The sequence below is a fragment of the Clostridium saccharobutylicum DSM 13864 genome (assembly GCF_000473995.1).
Lineage (GTDB): Bacteria > Bacillota > Clostridia > Clostridiales > Clostridiaceae > Clostridium > Clostridium saccharobutylicum.
On sequence record NC_022571.1, the window covers coordinates 1,712,901 to 1,731,045 of the forward strand.

The following is an 18,145-nucleotide window of genomic DNA, read 5'->3' on the forward strand; positions in this document are numbered from 1 at the left end:
TAGCTTATTTTATTTGTAAATCGTAATGTAAAGTAATATATAAGATTATTACTTATAAATACTAGTGTATGTGAACATTTTAATTAATTTATTAGTTATATAGGAGTGAATAACATAATGATTAATTCAGAGTTAGAGTTGCAAGATGTACAGAAAATTCTTGAAGAACATAACAATTTTTTTTATACTGGAAAGACATTAAGTATAGATTTTCGTATTGAACAATTAAATAAGCTAAGAGAAGGCATAAAAAAATATGAAATTGAGATTACTGAAGCACTTAGGAATGATTTAGGAAAACATGAGTTTGAATCATATACAACAGAAATTGGTTTTGTATTGATGAGTATTAAAGAAGCGATTAAGAATCTTAAGAAATGGACTAAGATAAAAAAAGTTAAAACACCAGTATATCTATTTCCAGCTAAAGGATTTATTATGAGTGAGCCTTATGGAACTGTATTAATAATTGGACCTTATAATTATCCGTTTCAGCTTTTGATAGAACCATTAATAGGAGCAATTTCAGCTGGTAATTGTGCAGTACTTAAACCTTCGGAAATATCTCAAAATGTTACTGCAATTATAAAAAGAATGATATCAGATATATTTGACAAAAAATATATTAGATGCGTTGAAGGAACAATAGAAACTAACACGTCTCTTATTAATAGTAAATTTGATTATATATTTTTTACAGGTAGTGTTGGTGTTGGTAAGGTTGTAATGGAAGCGGCAGCAAAGAACTTAATTCCAGTGACTTTGGAACTTGGTGGGAAAAGTCCAGTAATAGTTGATGAAACAGCAAATATTAAAGTTGCAGCACAACGTATCATTTGGGGAAAGATGATAAATGCAGGACAAACGTGTGTAGCTCCAGATTATCTCATAGTTCATGAATCCATTAAAAATACTCTTATAGAAGAAATGAAAAAAGTCATTAAAGAATTTTTTCGAGAAGATTTAAGAAAAAGTAAGGATTTTGGACGGATTATAAATGAAAGACATTTTAATAGGATAAAGTCAATAATTGAAAAAGATAAAGAAGGAATTGTTTATGGAGGATATACTAATAAAAATGAAAAATATATAGAACTAACACTTATTGAAGTTTCATCTTGGAATTGCGCATGTATGTCAGAAGAAATTTTTGGACCAATTTTTCCAATACTTACTTATACTGATTTAGATAAAGCAATAAATAAAATTAGAAATCTACCAAAGCCATTAGCTTTATATTTATTTACTTCTAACAAAAAAATAGAACAAAAGATTTTAAGGGAAATATCATCTGGAGGCGTGTGCATTAATGATACAATAACTCATGTAGCAAATCCTAATTTACCTTTTGGTGGAGTTGGGAATGCAGGAATAGGTTCTTATCATGGAGAACAGAGTTTTATAACATTTTCACATAAAAAAAGTGTTTTAAAGAAGACAAATAAAATTAATCTTACTATTTTGTTTCCACCATATGACAAAAAGAAATTAAAGCTAATAAAAAAAATTATGAAGTAATATCTTTTGTAGCTTTAAAAATGCAGACTAATATATTGACTTTAGTACATACTATAATTGTGTGATTCATTTAAGAATCCATAAGATAATTAACAAAGTTTTAAATTATAAAACTTTTAATGGAAGGAGACTATAGTATGGAAAGAGAACATTATATGGTTGAAGGATTGGCAAATGAGAACATGAAAACTCAAGTGAAAAATGCTCTTGAAAAAATTGAAGGAGTAAATCAAGTTTGTGTAGATCTTGCACGTGGAAGTGTTGAGGTTATTTATAATAATCCAGCTACAACTGAAGAAATAAGAAATTGTATTGAAAATACAGGTCATCATATTCAATAGTATTATCAAATAATTTCATGGTAGTAATTGACAATTGCATTTAAAAGTGTAAAATAAAAAGTAGCTTTTAAATAAATTTTTACTAATTTTAATTCTAATAAACATTTCTTTTATAAGGTGAAATGAGAAATATTCTAATAAGAAACTCTTTTCACCTTATAAATATGTATTAATAAGAAATAAGGTTGTCTAAATTATTTTTTTTCACCAATAAGTTTATCATTATGAAGTATATGACCTGTTAACCAATTGTTTAGGAATTCGAGCATCTCAAATACATACTTATCAGGATTTTCATCTATAGTCTTAAAATCAATGTCATCAAGTTTTTTAATAAACGCATCGTGTTCTATTTTTTGAGTAAACATCCTTTTATAGTTTATGCTTTCCATATATTCTTCTTCACATTTAAAATGAAATGCAGTATATTCTTTTAATTCATTGATTAATTGAACTACTTTGTCATATTTATCAATTGTAAATTCATTTTTTAATAAGTTATAGGCATCATCAGCTATATCAAAAAGTTTTTTGTGCTGCGCGTCAATAAAATCAATGCCGGTTTTAAACTCATCTTTCATTTTATACATTATAAATCACGTCTCTTTCTTAAGTATTCTTCTTATATAATCAATATAAATTATAACTTCAATTTTAAAAAATTACTACTATGTTAATAATAAAATTCACTGTTATATATTGGATAGAATTATGATTATATTAGAGTAAGCATAATTAAACATATGATCAACATACTTTTAATTTAAAGTGAAATAAAATTTGTCATATGATAGAATAATAAATATTGTAAGATAAATTTTACAGTATTTATTCTCAATATTAATAGATAAAGGAGGAATTATTTTGGACATAAACTGGAGTTTAGAAGAAATATATAAATCATTTGATTGTAAAGAATTTAAAGATGATATTAAATCATTTGATGAAATTATAGAAAATATTAATAAATGGGTTGATAATTCAGTAGTAGATAGGGAGAATTTGTTACAAAAATTGGAGGAATATGTGAAGAAATTCTCTGAATTTGAAAAGTTATCTAACAAACTATCAATGTTTACAAATCTTAAATTAAGTGTAGACACGAGGGATAAAACGGCATTAAAATATAGTGATATTTTAGAAAAAAAATTAACTTATTTAGTTGAAAGTTCTACTAAAATTACAAGGTATATAAGTCAAATAGCGAATCTAAATGATATTATTGGTAAATCTGAATTACTTAAAGAGCATGAATTTATTTTAAAAGAAATAGTAGAAAAAAGTAAGTATTTACTTAGTGATAAAGAAGAAAAAATAATTGCTAATATGCAAAACACAGGATCTAATGCTTGGCTTAAATTAAAAGATAACTTAATTTCTACATTAAAAGTAGAAATTGAAGAAAATGGGCAAGTCAAGGAATTACCTCTTACTGTAGTATTAAACATGGCATATGATAGTGATAGTAGTGTTAGAAAAAAAGCGTATGAAGCTGAAATTGCTTCTTATGTGAAAGTTGAAGAGGGTGTGGCATCAGCACTTAATGGAATAAAAGGTGAAGTTTTAAGTATTTGTGATTTTAGAGGATATAAATCTCCATTAGATATGACACTTAAAGATTCAAGAATGGATGAAGAAACGTTAAATGCTATGCTTGAAGCAATGAAAGAAAATCTTCCAATGTTTAGAGAATATTTAAAAAGAAAAGCAAAAATGCTGGGTCACAAGAATGGCCTTCCTTTTTATGATTTGTATGCTCCTGTATGTAATGCAGAGATGAAATTTACATACGAGGAAGCTGCTGAATTTGTAGAAAAGAATTTTAGAACTTTTAGTGATCATTTAGGAGATTTTGCAAAAAAAGCAATAGATAATAAGTGGATAGATGTTATGCCAAGAGAAGGAAAAGTTGGAGGAGCATTTTGTGAAAATCTCCATTTTATTGGGGAAAGTAGATTTTTATTAAATTATGGAGGTAATTTCGGAGATGTAATAACTCTTGCTCACGAATTAGGTCATGGTTTTCATGGTGAATGTCTAAATGATGAAACAACATTAAATTCAGATTATCCAATGCCAATTGCTGAAACAGCTTCTACATTTTGTGAAACAATTATAAAAAAGGCTGCTATAAAGAATGCAAGTAAGGAAGAAGCATTAGCTATTCTTGAAACTGAAATTTGTGATTGTACTCAAGTAATTGTCGATATATATTCTAGATTTTTATTCGAGAAATCATTTTTTGAAGCTAGAAAAGAAAGTGCATTAAGTGTTGAAGAAATAAAAAATCTGATGTTGGATACACAAAGAAAAGCTTATGGTGATGGATTAGATCCAAGTTTTTTACATCCATATATGTGGACTTGGAAACCACATTATTATTATGCTAATAGTAATTATTATAATTTTCCTTATGCTTTTGGCTTATTATTTGCAAAAGGACTTTATGCTGAGTACCTAAAGAACAAAACAGAATTTGCAGATGAATATGAAAAGCTTCTATCAATTACTGGTAAAAATAATATTGCAGATGTAACTCAAACAATAGGAATAGATATTCATGATAAAGAATTTTGGAGAAACTCATTGAAAATAATTGAAGAAGATATTGAAGAATTCATGAAACTTAGTGAAAATAAAACATTCTAAGGTAATTAGGTACATGAAAATAAACATGAGGTGAAAAAATGCAACAAATTCAGAATGTTGATTTTAAAATTTTAGATTTTATAGAAAAGCATATGCATAGCGTATTATTAGATAATACGATGCCAATCATAACACAGATGGGAAACAAAGGAATACTTTGGATTATTATTGGCATATTACTTATAGCAATAAAGAAGTATAGAAAATATGGATATATGCTCATATTTGCATTAATATTGTGTGGTATTATAGGGAATTTAACACTAAAGCCGTGGATTGCAAGATCACGTCCATTTGATGTTGAACCATTATTGCAACCTTTGCTTATATCTCCGCCCAAAGACTTTTCATTTCCATCAGGACATACAATGGCATCTTTTGCATCTTCTTTTGTAATATATTATATGAATAAAAGATTAGGAACTTTGGCATTTATTTTAAGCATACTTATTGCATTTTCAAGATTATATTTATATGTACATTACCCATCTGATGTTTTAGGTGGAATAATTATTGGAATTTTAATGGGATGTCTTTCAATAATATTTTATAAATTTGTATCAAGACAGATAAAAAAGTTGTAATTAAATAAGTAGAAAAATTATATCTATAGTGTTTCTCGTTGAGAATTTAATATATCACAAATAGAGAAGTTAGATAATACATATTTGTTTCATAGGTCCATGGAACAAATATGTATCTAATGTCGGTTGGAATTCACATAAGCTATACTCTCATTGCATAACATATATGCAAGTTAAATACATGTAATATTTTAACTTGCTATTTTTATTTAAAAAAGACTATTCGAGAAATATTTTGTTGCAATATGAGTAATTTTAAATATAAGAAATAATTTACAAAATTCAAATATATGGTAATATATTATGTGGGATAAATATGAGAATTTAATTTATAAAGTTTTTTAAACTTTATAAAAGATAAGAATATCAAAAGACATAAACAAGGGTAGCGTTTAAAAGGAGGATAAAATATGGTCAATATAAAATATAATGCTTTATATACGGATAATTTAGGATGTGAGAAGGCAGTAGTATACTTTTCTAAAAAAGGACTTCAGTTAGAAATAAGAGGTTGTAGTTTTGAAAACGAATACTTAGATTTTGATTTTGTAGCTAAATCTTCAAACGAAGCAAAAAATCTTTTCTATATGAAAGATAATGAATTAATAGATTATGTTCTAGATATAAAAATACCATTGATTTTGACGCATAGTAATGCGGAATATTCAGAAAAGTTTTTATTAAGTGTAGAAAGACATAGAAATCATTATAAAAATACTCTATCTTTTTTATCAAAAGATAGAAATTATAGTGTTAAAGGATATGATCTAGAAGAACTATTTTTAAAAATGAAAAGAGAATTACCAAAGGGATATAATATAAAAAGTTATCTTTTATCTATATTTGACAATAAAGAAGAAAATAATAGATTTGATAATATATTTCAAGAATCAGTTCTCTGACTAAATTAAAAATAAAGTTATAAGAAAAAAGTTGTTTTAGATTTCATTAAAAAGCTAAAACAACTTTTATGGTTAATTAACGCAATTTAGAAGTTCATAATCATTTATTATTATTGCTCAAAATACAAAAAATATTCAACAATAAATATTAAAATATATAATTTTAGCAAAAATATATATTACATAGTAAAAGAATTTATGTTAAATTAGAATTAGTAATTAAATTTAAGTGTATAATTTATGTGAAAAATCTATATAATAAGCTTAGTCAGATAATAGTCAAGAGTTAATAGTTAACTGTTAGTGGTGATAAAAACATGGGATATAATGTAATAGATTTAATAGATAAAGCGATAAAGATTGAGCAACAAAGAAAAAATATAATTATGAATGCTATGAGAAAAGATAGTAATTATCCTAATATAAGATTAATATCCAAAATATTAGTAGATCAAGGAGATAAAAGAATTAATTACTATGAAAAGATAAAGGAAGAAACAAAGAATAAAGATCTTGAAGACATTGATTTTATGACATATGATAAAATATCTTTTCTAATAAATGAATTTAATAAGAAAATTTATATAACAGAAGCAAAAAATCCAAAGGAATACATATTATTTTCACTTGAGTTAGCTAGGGATAAGTATTCATTATTTATTGATATCCAAGGTAGATTATTTAACAATACTAAAAATAAGAATACAAAGACGTATGAAGTATTATCAAAGATAATTGAAGTTGTAAGTAAACAAATAGATACACTTGAAAAAACTATACAATATATTCATTAAATATAAAAAAGATTTATGAACTGTAGTTAATTATTTTAATTACAGTTCATAAATCTTTTTTATATTGCTTTAATAATATTTAATTTTGATTTTTCAAATGAAGAACGATCAATTTCTGTCATTGAAATAGGGTTTAAGATTTGTTCTAGTTCATCAGCACTTAAGATTTTTTCGCTTAATACAAGTTCTTTAACTGATTTTCTAGATTTTAACGCTTTTTTTGCAATTTCAGCAGCTTTTTTATAACCAATATAAGGGCAAAGAGCTGTTGAAATTCCAACACTACTTTCTAAAAGTTCTTTACATCTATCTTCATTAGCTGTGATTCCTGAAATACAATTATCAGTTAAAGTTTTAGTAGCATTTTGAAGTGTTTCTATAGATTCAAATAAATTATAGAATAACACAGGCTCAAAAGCATTAAGTTCTAATTGGCCAGCTTCTGCAGCCATTGTTATAGTGAAGTCATTCCCAATAATGTTAAAAGCAACTTGTGAAACTACTTCGGGAATAACTGGATTTACCTTACCTGGCATAATTGATGATCCGTTTTGCATAGATGGTAAATTAATTTCATTCAAACCAGTTTTAGGTCCACTTGATAATAATCGTAAATCATTAGCCATTTTAGAAAGGTTAACAGCACATGTTTTTAAAATTCCTGAAACACAAACAAATCCATCAAGATTTTGAGTAGCATCGATTAAATCTTTTGATTGAACTACTTTAAGTCCAGTTACTTTTTGAATATTATCAGCTATATTGCATAAATATTCTGGACTAACATTGATGGAAGTACCAATAGCTGTAGCTCCAATATTTACTGTCAGCATTTCCTCCTGAACTTTTTTTAAACGTGTTACATCACGTTTTATCATTGATGCAAATGCATGAAATGATTGTCCGAGTCTAATAGGAACAGCATCTTGAAGTTGGGTACGTCCCATTTTTATAATATTATTGAATTCTAGCGATTTTAGTTCAAGTACATTGCACAAACGTTGAAGTTCATTAATTGCTTTTGGAAGTAATTTTAAAATTGTAAGTTTTCCAGCAGTAGGAAAAACATCATTAGTAGATTGAGCCATGTTTACATGATCATTTGGATGAACTATGCTATAATCGCCTTTATTTCCTCCAAGTAATTCAATAGCACGATTTGCGATAACTTCATTTGCATTCATATTAGCAGAAGTTCCAGCGCCTCCTTGAATAGCATCGACTATGAATTCATCGTGGAGTTTGCCACAAATAATTTCATCGCAAGCATTAATAATTGCATTAGCAATTGTAGGAGGTAAAAGATTAGCATTTTTATTAGTAATAGCAGCAGCTTTTTTTACCTCAGCAAGACTTATGATTAGTTCTGGATGAATTGCTTTTTTAGTAATATTAAAATTTTGCTTAGCTCTTAAAGATTGGACTCCATAATATGCATTGGCAGGTACACTCATACTTCCTATTGAATCAAATTCTATTCTTGTTTCCATTTAAAATTCCTCGCTTCCATCATTTTGTTATTTATGATTAACAAATAATATAAATTTCTTTTATAATAATAATTGTTATAAATCTAAATAAATAAGCTTTAGGTAAATTTTATATAATTAGTATTTAGATTTATAATTTCAAATTTATTTTGTTGACAATTGAAGATTAACACCCTTTAAAATCAAAGTAAATATTAAAACAATAATTGTGAATAAAAATTAAAAATGATTAGGGTATACTTAATTTAAATTAATGAATATATAAATTCACTTAATTTTATAAAGGGAATTATTCTAAGAGAAATACGAATTATTTTAAAAAAAATACAGATATAGTTCGAGAAAAGCTTAGAAATTAATAGAATTATTCTGTAAGTTATAATTGAAAATCCTAAATTAGCGATGTAATTCTAGATTTATAATTTTAATATAAGAGAATAAAAAATATTGTATCAATAAGAATTAATATTTTTAACTAAAGCAGTAAAAAACTATTGTCAAATTTGATAAAAAACTTTATTATATAAATATAGAAGTGAATTTAGAAAATATATATAAATAAATTAATAAAATAACGCAAAGAAGCGTATCGATAATTTTAAATTATTTGATATGTTTTTTTTATTATTGCATTGTTTATATAATAAATAGGAGTGTTTATTTATGGATAAAATTGATTTTAAGATTATTGAACTTTTACAGAAAAATGCAAGATACCCATTAAAGCATTTAGCAGAACAAGTATTTCTATCAACTCCTGCTGTTTCTGCACGTATTGAAAAGTTAGAAGAAGCGGGTGTTATTACAGGATATTCAGCTCATGTAGATCCGTTAAAACTCGGATATAATATTAAAGCATTCATTAATTTAGAAGTGTCGCCAAAACAAAAACCTGAATTCTATCCTTTTATAGCAGCATGCCCCAATGTACTTGAATGTAATTGTGTAACAGGAAAGTATTCAATGCTTATTAAAGTAGCTTATCATACTACATTAGAATTGGATGCATTTATTGGGGAATTGCAAAAATTTGGACATACAGAAACCCAAATAGTATTTTCTACAGCTGTAGAGCATAGGGGAATTGATGTGACATCTGAGGAATCACGTAAGTAAATAATATTGAAATAAAATTAGGGAGCTTATAACTTTTGCATGCATTAAGTACAAGCAATTAAAGTTTAAGCTTCCTAATATTATTTTTTACAAACTAAAATTATAGGTAAAGATTTATCTTTATTAAATGCACAACCATTAAATCTTCCATAAAGATGCACATCTCTAAATCCACATTTACGGATTATAGAAATCAAATTAGAGCTAGTTAGTGGTAGAAGAGAAACTGTATTTTTAAATTCTTGATTATCCCTGGTTTTTAAAATCGTATTGAATAAAATTCTATTATTTTCTTTTTCATATTGTCTAATAAACTCGATTCCTGCTTCATCATTCTTTATAGTAGGCAGTTCTTTAATATCATGATTTAATATTCTATCGTAATTTATGATTTGAATAATTAGGTTACCATTATGTTTCAATAAATTATACATATCTTTAAGCGAAACATATATCTCATCTATATTTTTTAAATGAACTAGTGAATTGCCTATGCAAAATATTCCTGAAAAATCATTTTCTTTGAAATTTTCTTTTAAAGAAAGCATATTAGCTACTTGGAAATTTATATTTAAATGCATTCTTTTGGCTTTATCTTTAGCCTTTTTTATCATTTCTTTTTCCAAATCTACACCAATAACGTTATAATTATTTTGTGTTAGCTGTATAGTATATTCACCACTGCCACAAGCTACATCTAGTATTGAATCTCTATTTTTTAGGTGATTTAAAAGAAAAGTTAGTGTAGTTGTATTAGGGGGAAATATATCATTATAATATTTTGATAGTTCATTGTAAAATTCCATAGGATCATCCTCTCATGCTTTTTATTAATTTTAAGAAATAAATACAAGTACATTTTAGGTACATGAAAATAAATAATAAGTTTAAATTTTTGAATGTGCCTTAATTGATATTCTAGTACTTTAAAACATAAAAGCTTAAATAACTATTTGCAAGAAATAGTTTCCCTAGTAAATAGTAAAAATATTATAACACAAACAATAATTTTTAACACATATACTCAAGTTATTAAATACTAGTTCTAAGTAATTACTTAAAACAATGTAATATTTTAAATTTTTAAATCATAAAATTAAGTAAGTATAAATAAAGGAGAATGTGATTAAGTATATTTTATGATTATAAATAATCACTAAGAATATGAATTTATTAGGGATTATCTAGTGTGAAACTTTGGTTATTCGCATCTTCTAAAGGGAATAATAGCTTAATTATTCTAGCAGAGCAATTTTTAATAATAAGGAGGATATATTTTGAGTGAATACGATGATAAGCTGAATGAAAATAAGAATATAATTCTTAGGAACATAGAGCAAGGTAAACAAGCCGGTGTTAATAAAGTTTCTGCTGTTTTTGCAATAAGTAAACGAGATGAATTTCGTAAAAGTATGGTTACAGATTTGGCAATATGGCTAATAACTGATGGATATAAGGTATCACTTAAAGAAGGAGAACTAGAGATTTTAACTATAGAATGGGATTAAAGATATAAAAAGTGTCTTGTATCTCTTACATAAACAGAGATATAATAAATAAAAAATATTTAAATTTTAAAAATATAATAAAAGTATCATTAAATTATATGATATAATATTCAAACAGTTGTTACAAGAAGGTTTATAGTTTGGCATATATATGTATATACAATCTTATGTCATGCGTATAAACCTTTAATTTATTAATTAATAAAAATACAATATTGAATTTCTTTATATATAAATTATATTAAATAATGAGGAACATTTTAAGTATTGCAACGCAAACAAATTTTTTAGCCTTGAATGCTGTAATTACAGCGGAAAATAGATTTGTAGTAGTTAATATAAGAAATCGAAAAAATTATTAAGATTAAAAGAATTTTCTTAGTTAAATATCAAAATCTAAGATTAAACAAAGATTAAATAAGAATTTTAAAGTTTGAAATAAAAGTCACATATTTATATAATTACATTATATAATGAAAGGGATGAATGCTATGAAAGTTGAATTTTGTCTTGTGAGTAGTGGAGATATTGTATTTACAAAAGAGTCTAAGGATTTAAAAGATGTAATAAATATCATTACTAAAATAGGAACAGAAATAAATTTATTTTTTAGCAAGGATGATTTCATTCACGGATATGTACAAAGTGTAATGTATGTAGTAAATGCAGAGAACAATAATGAAAGTTTAAGAATATACTTTTCAAAAGATTATGTTACAGCTAAACAAAAAGATAGAATATCAGCAGAACATATAAGTGCTACAAAAATAAGCGAAAAGAGTAAAAAGTAATAAAATTTAAAGCAGTATGTAGGAAAAACTTACTTACTGCTTTTATTGTATTTGTAATATATTTAGATTATATACCAATAATTTATGATAACATTAAGCTTTATTTAAGTAGTGATTTTATTAAAATGTGATAAAATAATATCTGTAATGTATACTAATAAAAATATAATAAATTAGATGAGCCTAATAAATAAATTAGTTTGATTTAATTGATTATATTTAAGACAACATAGAAGTGCAAATAAAAAGGAGATATATATAATGAGAAAACGAAGACGGAAAAAAAGAAGAAGCAATAAAAAGTTTATTAGAATAAGTCAAATAATGATTGGAATAATTTTAGTTGTAGGTATTATTATTGGCTTTAATCAATATAGAATAAATAAAGATAAAGTTGTTTATTCAAATGATGTAGCCAATGGACAATCATCAGATAGTGATAATCAAAGTAATGAAGTAACAGCTGCAAATGATAATAAGGGAGTACCAGTGCTTTGCTTTCATTCCATAAGTGATGATCCAAAAGCAAAAAGTTCAATTGTTATTCCAAAAGATAAATTTAAACAAGACCTTCAAGCTGTTAAAGACTATGGTTATACAACTTTAACAATAGCTCAATTAAATGATTATTTGTTTAATAACAAGCCTATTCCTAAAAAAAGTGTTATTATAAGTTTTGATGATGGATATAAGGATAATTATACAAATGCGTTTCCTATATTAAAGGAATTAAATATGAATGCAACAATTTTTGTTATATCAAGTTATTTAGATGGGCAAGTTTATATGACACCTGATGAAGTAAAAGAGTTAAGTAATTATGGAATTGATATAGAATCTCATACATTTGATCATAAGCAACTTTCTACATTATCTTATGATGAACAATATAAGGAATTGAAAGATTCAAAAGATTCATTAGAAAAACTTATTGGCAAACCTGTGACTGCAATTGCGTATCCAGAAGGAAAGTATAATGATGATACAAAAAAAGCTGTTGTTGAAGCAGGATATTCTATGGGATTTACTATAGAGAGAGGATATGCAGATAAAGATGATAGTCGTGTTCTGCTAAATAGAATCTGTATAGATTATACATATAAACCTTCTGATATTAAAAAAGTTTTAGAAAATTTGCGTAAGTAATTTGTAATAACTAAATGTTTTTGATTAGTTAGTTTAATAAACAAGGCGCAATCAAATAAATAGCAAGTCTATTTGCCAGCCTATTTTCAATCATTCTTCTTCGGTAAATTGACCTAATAGCCAGCTATAAGGACAATTTTCATCCTTGCCTGATGAAAAATATCCATGGCAACTTTGGAATTGTTATTTATTTTCATGTGCTAAAAATAGCTATAATAATGAAAAAAATTCATTATTATAGCTATTTTTATTTTAAGTATTACAACAAAATTAATCTATAATTTTCAATTCATTTTTGATATTAAATAATTCTTTTTCTGCTTGCTGCATCTTATGTGTTATAAAATTTAAGTCATTTGAAAGAGTTGTCATTTTATGTGATGAATCAACACTTAAATTAGATATAGCTGTAGATAAGTTAGTAAGCTCATTTTCTAGGTTATTTAATTTATCATTAAGAATAGTTGTATCGCTATTTTGTTTATTTTTTATGAGTTCCTCAGTTAATAATTTTTTATGTTCTGTAAACAAACTTAAATCTTTGCTAATTTGTTCTAGAATGGTATTATTTTTTTCAATTTTATTATTTAAATTTGAAATAGCGCATTTCATGGTTGTTATTTCAAAATGTATTCCATCAAACTTATTATTAATTTCTGATGATATTTTATTCATCAAGTCAAATAACTCATTATTATCATCAAATGTCAAAATACCATCTCCTCTAAAAATAATCATAATTTTTAAGTTACTTTTTCATATGTATTTTAATTTATGTAAATATCATAAAAATTATTACATAATATAATTATAATAGATAAACTAAAAAAGTATATATATTATATTATGCCAAATAATATAAAAAACAGAGATTTTTATATTGAGACGAATATATAATATAATTTTGTGGAAATAATAAATGCTAGTACGAATGAAAGCTGTATAAAAAGCATAAAATATTCTGTAAAAATTGACAAAAGCTTTTATAAATTATAGAATAAGATAAAATAAAAATACAAAAAAATATTTTAATATCTTAATAAAAATATGAATGGAGACGATAAGCAATGAAGGCAATATTAACAGTAATTGGGCAAGATAAAGTTGGTATTATAGCAGGAGTTAGTCAAAAAATGTTGGAGTTTAACATAAATATTTTAGATGTTAACCAAACTATAATGCAGGAGTTTTTTACTATGATGATGGTATTGGATTGTAAAGATATGAAAGGTAGCTTTGAAGATATACATAAGGCTTTAGCTGATGAAGGAAAAAGACTTGGGGTAGATATAAAGATTCAAAGAGAAGAAATATTTAAATCAATGCATACATTATAATATAGGAGGAACTTATGAATACTAATAATATACTTGAAACAATAAGAATGATTGAAGAAGAAAAACTAGATGTAAGAACTATAACAATGGGAATATCCTTGCTTGATTGCATAGATCCAGATGGAGATAAAGCTAGAATTAAAATATATGATAAGATTACAAAATCAGCAGAACATTTAGTTGAAGTTGGTAGACAAATAGAATCAGAATTTGGAATTCCAATAGTAAATAAAAGAGTTTCGATAACACCAATGTCAATAATTGGGGGAGCTACTAATGAAACTGATTATGTTGAATTTGCAAGAACTTTAGATAGAGCAGCACAAACTTTAGGAATAGATTTCTTAGGTGGATTTTCAGCATTAGTTCAAAAAGGCTGCACTAAGGGAGATAAGATTTTAATTAAATCAATTCCAGAAGCATTAGCTGTAACTAAAAAAGTTTGTGCATCAGTTAACGTTGGATGTACTAAATCAGGAATAAATATGAATGCTGTAAGAGATATGGCGGAAGTAATAAAGAAAACAGCAGAACTTACTAAAGATGCAAAAGGTTTTGGATGTGCTAAATTAGTTGTGTTTGCAAATGCAGTTGAAGATAATCCATTCATGGCAGGAGCATTCCATGGAGTGGGAGAAGCTGAAAGAATTATAAATGTTGGAGTAAGTGGACCAGGTGTTGTTAAGAGAGCACTTGAGAAGGTAAGAGGAGAATCTTTTGATGTTGTTGCTGAAACAATTAAGCAAACTGCATTTAAAGTTACTAGAATGGGAGAATTAGTTGCAAAAGAAGCATCAAGAAGATTAGATGTACCTTTTGGTATAGTTGATTTATCTTTAGCACCAACACCTGCGGTTGGAGATTCTGTTGCAGAAATTTTAGAAGAAATAGGTCTTGAACAAGTTGGAACTCACGGTACTATAGCTGCACTCGCTATGCTTAATGATGCAGTTAAAAAAGGTGGAGTTATGGCATGTAGTCATGTTGGTGGATTAAGTGGTGCTTTCATACCAGTATCAGAAGATGCAGGAATGATAGATGCAGTTAATAGTGGATGCTTAAATTTAGAAAAATTAGAAGGTATGACATGTGTATGTTCAGTTGGTCTTGATATGATAGCAATTCCAGGAGATACACCTACTTCAACAATTGCAGGTATGATTGCTGATGAAGCTGCAATTGGAGTAATTAATAATAAGACTACAGCTGTTAGAATAATACCAGCTCCAGGATGCAATATAGGAGATACTGTTGAATTTGGTGGACTTTTAGGTTCAGCACCTGTAATGAAGGTAAATGGAAAATCATCAGAATTATTTGCACAAAGAGGCGGAAGAATTCCAGCTCCTATACATTCATTTAAGAATTAGTTTGAATTATTTATAATAAACATACATAAGAGACCCATAAGATTAAGTATCTTTTTGGGTCTTTTTTAAATTAGGCACAATCAAATAAATAACAAGTCCATTTGCCAGCCTACTTTGGACTTGTTATTTATTTTCATGTGTGTTATTTAACTTTAATTGTATTTAAAAGAGTAAAATCATTATAAATATCAGCAATCTTAAGAAAAGAAAGTTCTATTTTTTTATCTTTAGGGAGATTATTAAATTCTATTGTAAAATTGTTTTCATCATTAGTATTAGGTATAACTTTAGAAATAGTCAATTTTATATTACCCTTATACCATGCGCACATGTCGCTTAAAGCAATAACATCACTTGGTTTACCTTTATAATGAAATTTTATTGTATTTTCATTTCTTTCTAAATTATAAAATTCTCCCTTATGCTTATCTGAAAAGTTATAGTATGGAAAAAATGATACATTTTTTTCTTCGATACGATTAGGTTGTTCTATTTTATTTAATGATTCTATAAAATCACGACATTCATCTTCAGAATACTTTGCTTCATATATTAATAAACTTATGTTTTTAGAATTATTAATTGTATTTACATCTAGTCCTTCAAATCTAGTAGTCATTTTACCAGATGATGAAGATTTAAGGCCACCATAAAGTTTACCATCAATATTTAGGAGAAACTCCAATTTATCGTCTTCATAGCCTTCACTAATGATTTTTGTTTGCATTATGTTTGAATTTATTTCTTTAACTTTTACTCCAAATTTATCTATGTTTACATTTTTTATAGGAATAGATGTAAATTCAGTATAACTTCTATCAAAATCAGCTTTAAATTCAAATGTACCATGAGAATTGGAATCCATATCCCTAGAATCAAGAGACTCAATATCAATTTTTATGGTTGATTTTTTAGGAACTTTATTTACATAGTCATGTTCAAAAGTAATAACTATATTGTGATCGTCTATCCTATAGTTTTTAGAAGAACCAGAATTGCAAGGAACACCACCTATACTTGGAGTTATTATAAATCCTTCATGATCATCAGGGATAGGCCCCGTACTTGTAATTTTAATAGCCATTAGAGATTGATTTGGAGTAACCATTATGTTATCAAGTGTATAAGTATATTTAGAAGTTGTTATGCTTTGACCAATATACGTTGTGTAATCTTTATATTCATTATATATACCCAAGGATTCGTATATATTACTTAAAATGGGGATATTACTTGCCATAACTGGAGATGCGATTATAGGCGTAACACCAATGGCTATAATTACTGCACAAGCGATGCAGACCTTTTTTACAATAGAATCTTTTTTATTAATAGCTTTTCTAAAGTTTTTTCTTATTCTCTTTTTTTCAATATCAGTAAGTTCAACATCTATATAATCAAATTCATTTTCATTGATATCTATTTTATCTAACATATTCATAATTTCTTTTTCATTCATAACTTTAAAGTACCTCCTCTTTTAGTGATTCAATAAGCTTCAATTTACAACGTCGTAATCTATTACTAATGGCATTTTCACTTATACCAGTAGATTTGCTTATATCTTTTATAGAGTAGTCAAGGAAGAATCTTTTAATGAAAATTTCCTTATTATCTTTATCAAACTTACTAATTTCTTTTAAGATTTCTTCTTTAGTTTCCTTTTGCATTAGACCATCTTCAAATCGTATATCTTCATTATTATAGAAATCTAAATTGGTTACATTGCTGTGCTTACTTTCTTTTCTAATCATATCTATAGCAGTGTATTTTGTAAGAATTATAATCCAACCTTTAAATTTGTTATCATCATTTTTAAATGAATCTATGTTGTTCCAAATTTTTAGTAATGAATCATTTACACATTCTTCACTAAGTTCCCTACTATTAAGTACAGAATATGCTACTTTGAAAATTAGATTTCCATATGTGTCAAAGACATAATCTAAAGCTTTAGGATTATGATTTCGCAGTTCTTTTAAAAAGTTTTTTTGCTTCATTATTTTACCTCTTTATGTTTGATTGAAAGTACATTCATTAATTAAGTCGTAATATTTCCAATAAATCTTTCGCTTAAAATGATATTAATAAAATATAAGTCATTAATAATTGAACTTATATCTTTAAATATTACAACTTTTTCGGTGAGTTAACACGGGCATATTAAACAAAATAACAAGTCAAAGATGCAACGTATATTTTGTGTAAGACGAGGAATCAATGTTAGTTCATAGCTGTTTTTGCTATTAGCTAATATTGATGACGAAGTATTACACAAAATAGACTAACATACTGACTTGTTATTTATTTTAATATGACTTATATCTATTGTTAATAAGGATTTCAAGTACATAAGCTATATAGTACTTTTATCATTAGTATATTTCATATAAAAATTTCTTGGAATAGTATTAATATCTATTACGATTATAAGAAAAATAATAGAAGGAGCCAATTCCAAGGAAAAAATCCGCAACCATTATTACAGCAATTATTACAGCAATTCATGCAACGATTATTGCAACAATTAATGCGACGATTATTACAACAATTCATACAACGATTATGGCAGCGGCGTCTACAACATCTACTCATAATG

18 protein-coding genes are annotated in these 18,145 nt (G+C 26.1%); 12 read left to right on the top strand and 6 right to left on the bottom strand.

Translation table 11 applies throughout. The features are described 5' to 3' along the window. Positions 1 to 117 precede the first annotated feature (117 nt). On the top strand, positions 118 to 1,518 hold the full coding sequence (locus CLSA_RS07430; protein WP_022744805.1) for an aldehyde dehydrogenase: 1,401 nt from the start codon (positions 118 to 120) through the stop codon (positions 1,516 to 1,518). 137 nt (positions 1,519 to 1,655) lie between these two features. Next, a complete protein-coding gene (locus CLSA_RS07435; protein ID WP_022744808.1) occupies positions 1,656 to 1,859 on the top strand; it encodes a heavy-metal-associated domain-containing protein in 204 nt (67 codons plus the stop codon). A gap of 194 nt (positions 1,860 to 2,053) precedes the next feature. On the opposite strand, the gene CLSA_RS07440 is transcribed toward CLSA_RS07435, so the two are convergent. Next, positions 2,054 to 2,449 (bottom strand): bacteriohemerythrin, encoded by a 396-nt coding sequence (locus tag CLSA_RS07440; protein WP_022744810.1) that lies wholly within the window; start codon positions 2,447 to 2,449, stop codon positions 2,054 to 2,056. 274 nt (positions 2,450 to 2,723) lie between these two features. Between CLSA_RS07440 and CLSA_RS07445 the strand changes: the two genes are divergently transcribed. From CLSA_RS07445 to CLSA_RS07460, 4 genes are all read left to right on the top strand, one after another. Continuing rightward, complete coding sequence (locus tag CLSA_RS07445) at positions 2,724 to 4,508, top strand: M3 family oligoendopeptidase (RefSeq protein WP_022744813.1); 1,785 nt, start codon at positions 2,724 to 2,726, stop codon at positions 4,506 to 4,508. Positions 4,509 to 4,546: 38 nt separating this feature from the next. Further along, a complete protein-coding gene (locus CLSA_RS07450) occupies positions 4,547 to 5,092 on the top strand; it encodes a phosphatase PAP2 family protein (RefSeq protein ID WP_022744816.1) in 546 nt (181 codons plus the stop codon). Positions 5,093 to 5,502: 410 nt separating this feature from the next. Continuing rightward, the gene (locus tag CLSA_RS07455) at positions 5,503 to 5,994 is read left to right on the top strand and encodes a DUF6304 family protein (protein WP_022744817.1); all 492 of its coding nucleotides are present in this window, start codon (positions 5,503 to 5,505) and stop codon (positions 5,992 to 5,994) included. 317 nt (positions 5,995 to 6,311) lie between these two features. Continuing rightward, on the top strand, positions 6,312 to 6,788 hold the full coding sequence (locus CLSA_RS07460) for a hypothetical protein (protein ID WP_022744820.1): 477 nt from the start codon (positions 6,312 to 6,314) through the stop codon (positions 6,786 to 6,788). 59 nt (positions 6,789 to 6,847) lie between these two features. Here the strand turns inward: CLSA_RS07460 and CLSA_RS07465 are convergent, their stop codons facing one another. Continuing rightward, positions 6,848 to 8,278 (bottom strand): aspartate ammonia-lyase, encoded by a 1,431-nt coding sequence (locus CLSA_RS07465; RefSeq protein WP_022744823.1) that lies wholly within the window; start codon positions 8,276 to 8,278, stop codon positions 6,848 to 6,850. A 663-nt stretch (positions 8,279 to 8,941) separates the two neighbouring features. Between CLSA_RS07465 and CLSA_RS07470 the strand changes: the two genes are divergently transcribed. Further along, positions 8,942 to 9,394, top strand: a complete 453-nt coding sequence (locus tag CLSA_RS07470; protein ID WP_022744826.1) for an Lrp/AsnC family transcriptional regulator — start codon at positions 8,942 to 8,944, stop codon at positions 9,392 to 9,394. 80 nt (positions 9,395 to 9,474) lie between these two features. On the opposite strand, the gene CLSA_RS07475 is transcribed toward CLSA_RS07470, so the two are convergent. Beyond that, positions 9,475 to 10,200 carry a class I SAM-dependent methyltransferase gene (locus CLSA_RS07475; RefSeq protein WP_022744828.1) on the bottom strand — a complete coding sequence of 242 codons (726 nt, stop codon included), beginning with the start codon at positions 10,198 to 10,200 and terminating at the stop codon, positions 9,475 to 9,477. 471 nt (positions 10,201 to 10,671) lie between these two features. Between CLSA_RS07475 and CLSA_RS07480 the strand changes: the two genes are divergently transcribed. The 3 genes from CLSA_RS07480 (at position 10,672) to CLSA_RS07490 (ending at position 12,839) form a co-directional block, all read left to right on the top strand. Continuing rightward, on the top strand, positions 10,672 to 10,902 hold the full coding sequence (locus CLSA_RS07480; RefSeq protein ID WP_022744831.1) for a hypothetical protein: 231 nt from the start codon (positions 10,672 to 10,674) through the stop codon (positions 10,900 to 10,902). 491 nt (positions 10,903 to 11,393) lie between these two features. Beyond that, positions 11,394 to 11,693: a hypothetical protein gene (locus CLSA_RS07485; RefSeq protein ID WP_022744834.1), complete on the top strand. Its 300-nt coding sequence runs from the start codon at positions 11,394 to 11,396 to the stop codon at positions 11,691 to 11,693. A gap of 261 nt (positions 11,694 to 11,954) precedes the next feature. Continuing rightward, on the top strand, positions 11,955 to 12,839 hold the full coding sequence (locus tag CLSA_RS07490; protein ID WP_022744836.1) for a polysaccharide deacetylase family protein: 885 nt from the start codon (positions 11,955 to 11,957) through the stop codon (positions 12,837 to 12,839). A 270-nt stretch (positions 12,840 to 13,109) separates the two neighbouring features. On the opposite strand, the gene CLSA_RS07495 is transcribed toward CLSA_RS07490, so the two are convergent. Then, the gene (locus CLSA_RS07495; protein ID WP_022744839.1) at positions 13,110 to 13,577 is read right to left on the bottom strand and encodes a hypothetical protein; all 468 of its coding nucleotides are present in this window, start codon (positions 13,575 to 13,577) and stop codon (positions 13,110 to 13,112) included. Between the two features lie 329 nt (positions 13,578 to 13,906). Here CLSA_RS07495 and CLSA_RS07500 point away from each other — a divergent pair, with 329 nt between their 5' ends. Next, complete coding sequence (locus CLSA_RS07500) at positions 13,907 to 14,176, top strand: ACT domain-containing protein (protein ID WP_022744842.1); 270 nt, start codon at positions 13,907 to 13,909, stop codon at positions 14,174 to 14,176. Positions 14,177 to 14,190: 14 nt separating this feature from the next. Continuing rightward, a complete protein-coding gene (locus CLSA_RS07505) occupies positions 14,191 to 15,546 on the top strand; it encodes a PFL family protein (protein ID WP_022744844.1) in 1,356 nt (451 codons plus the stop codon). A gap of 142 nt (positions 15,547 to 15,688) precedes the next feature. Here the strand turns inward: CLSA_RS07505 and CLSA_RS07510 are convergent, their stop codons facing one another. Together CLSA_RS07510 and CLSA_RS07515 are read right to left on the bottom strand one after the other, a co-directional pair. Beyond that, on the bottom strand, positions 15,689 to 17,005 hold the full coding sequence (locus CLSA_RS07510; RefSeq protein WP_022744847.1) for a DUF4179 domain-containing protein: 1,317 nt from the start codon (positions 17,003 to 17,005) through the stop codon (positions 15,689 to 15,691). A 4-nt stretch (positions 17,006 to 17,009) separates the two neighbouring features. After that, entirely contained in the window at positions 17,010 to 17,546 is a 537-nt protein-coding gene (locus tag CLSA_RS07515; RefSeq protein WP_022744850.1) for a sigma-70 family RNA polymerase sigma factor, read from the bottom strand. Between the last annotated feature and the right edge of the window lie 599 nt (positions 17,547 to 18,145).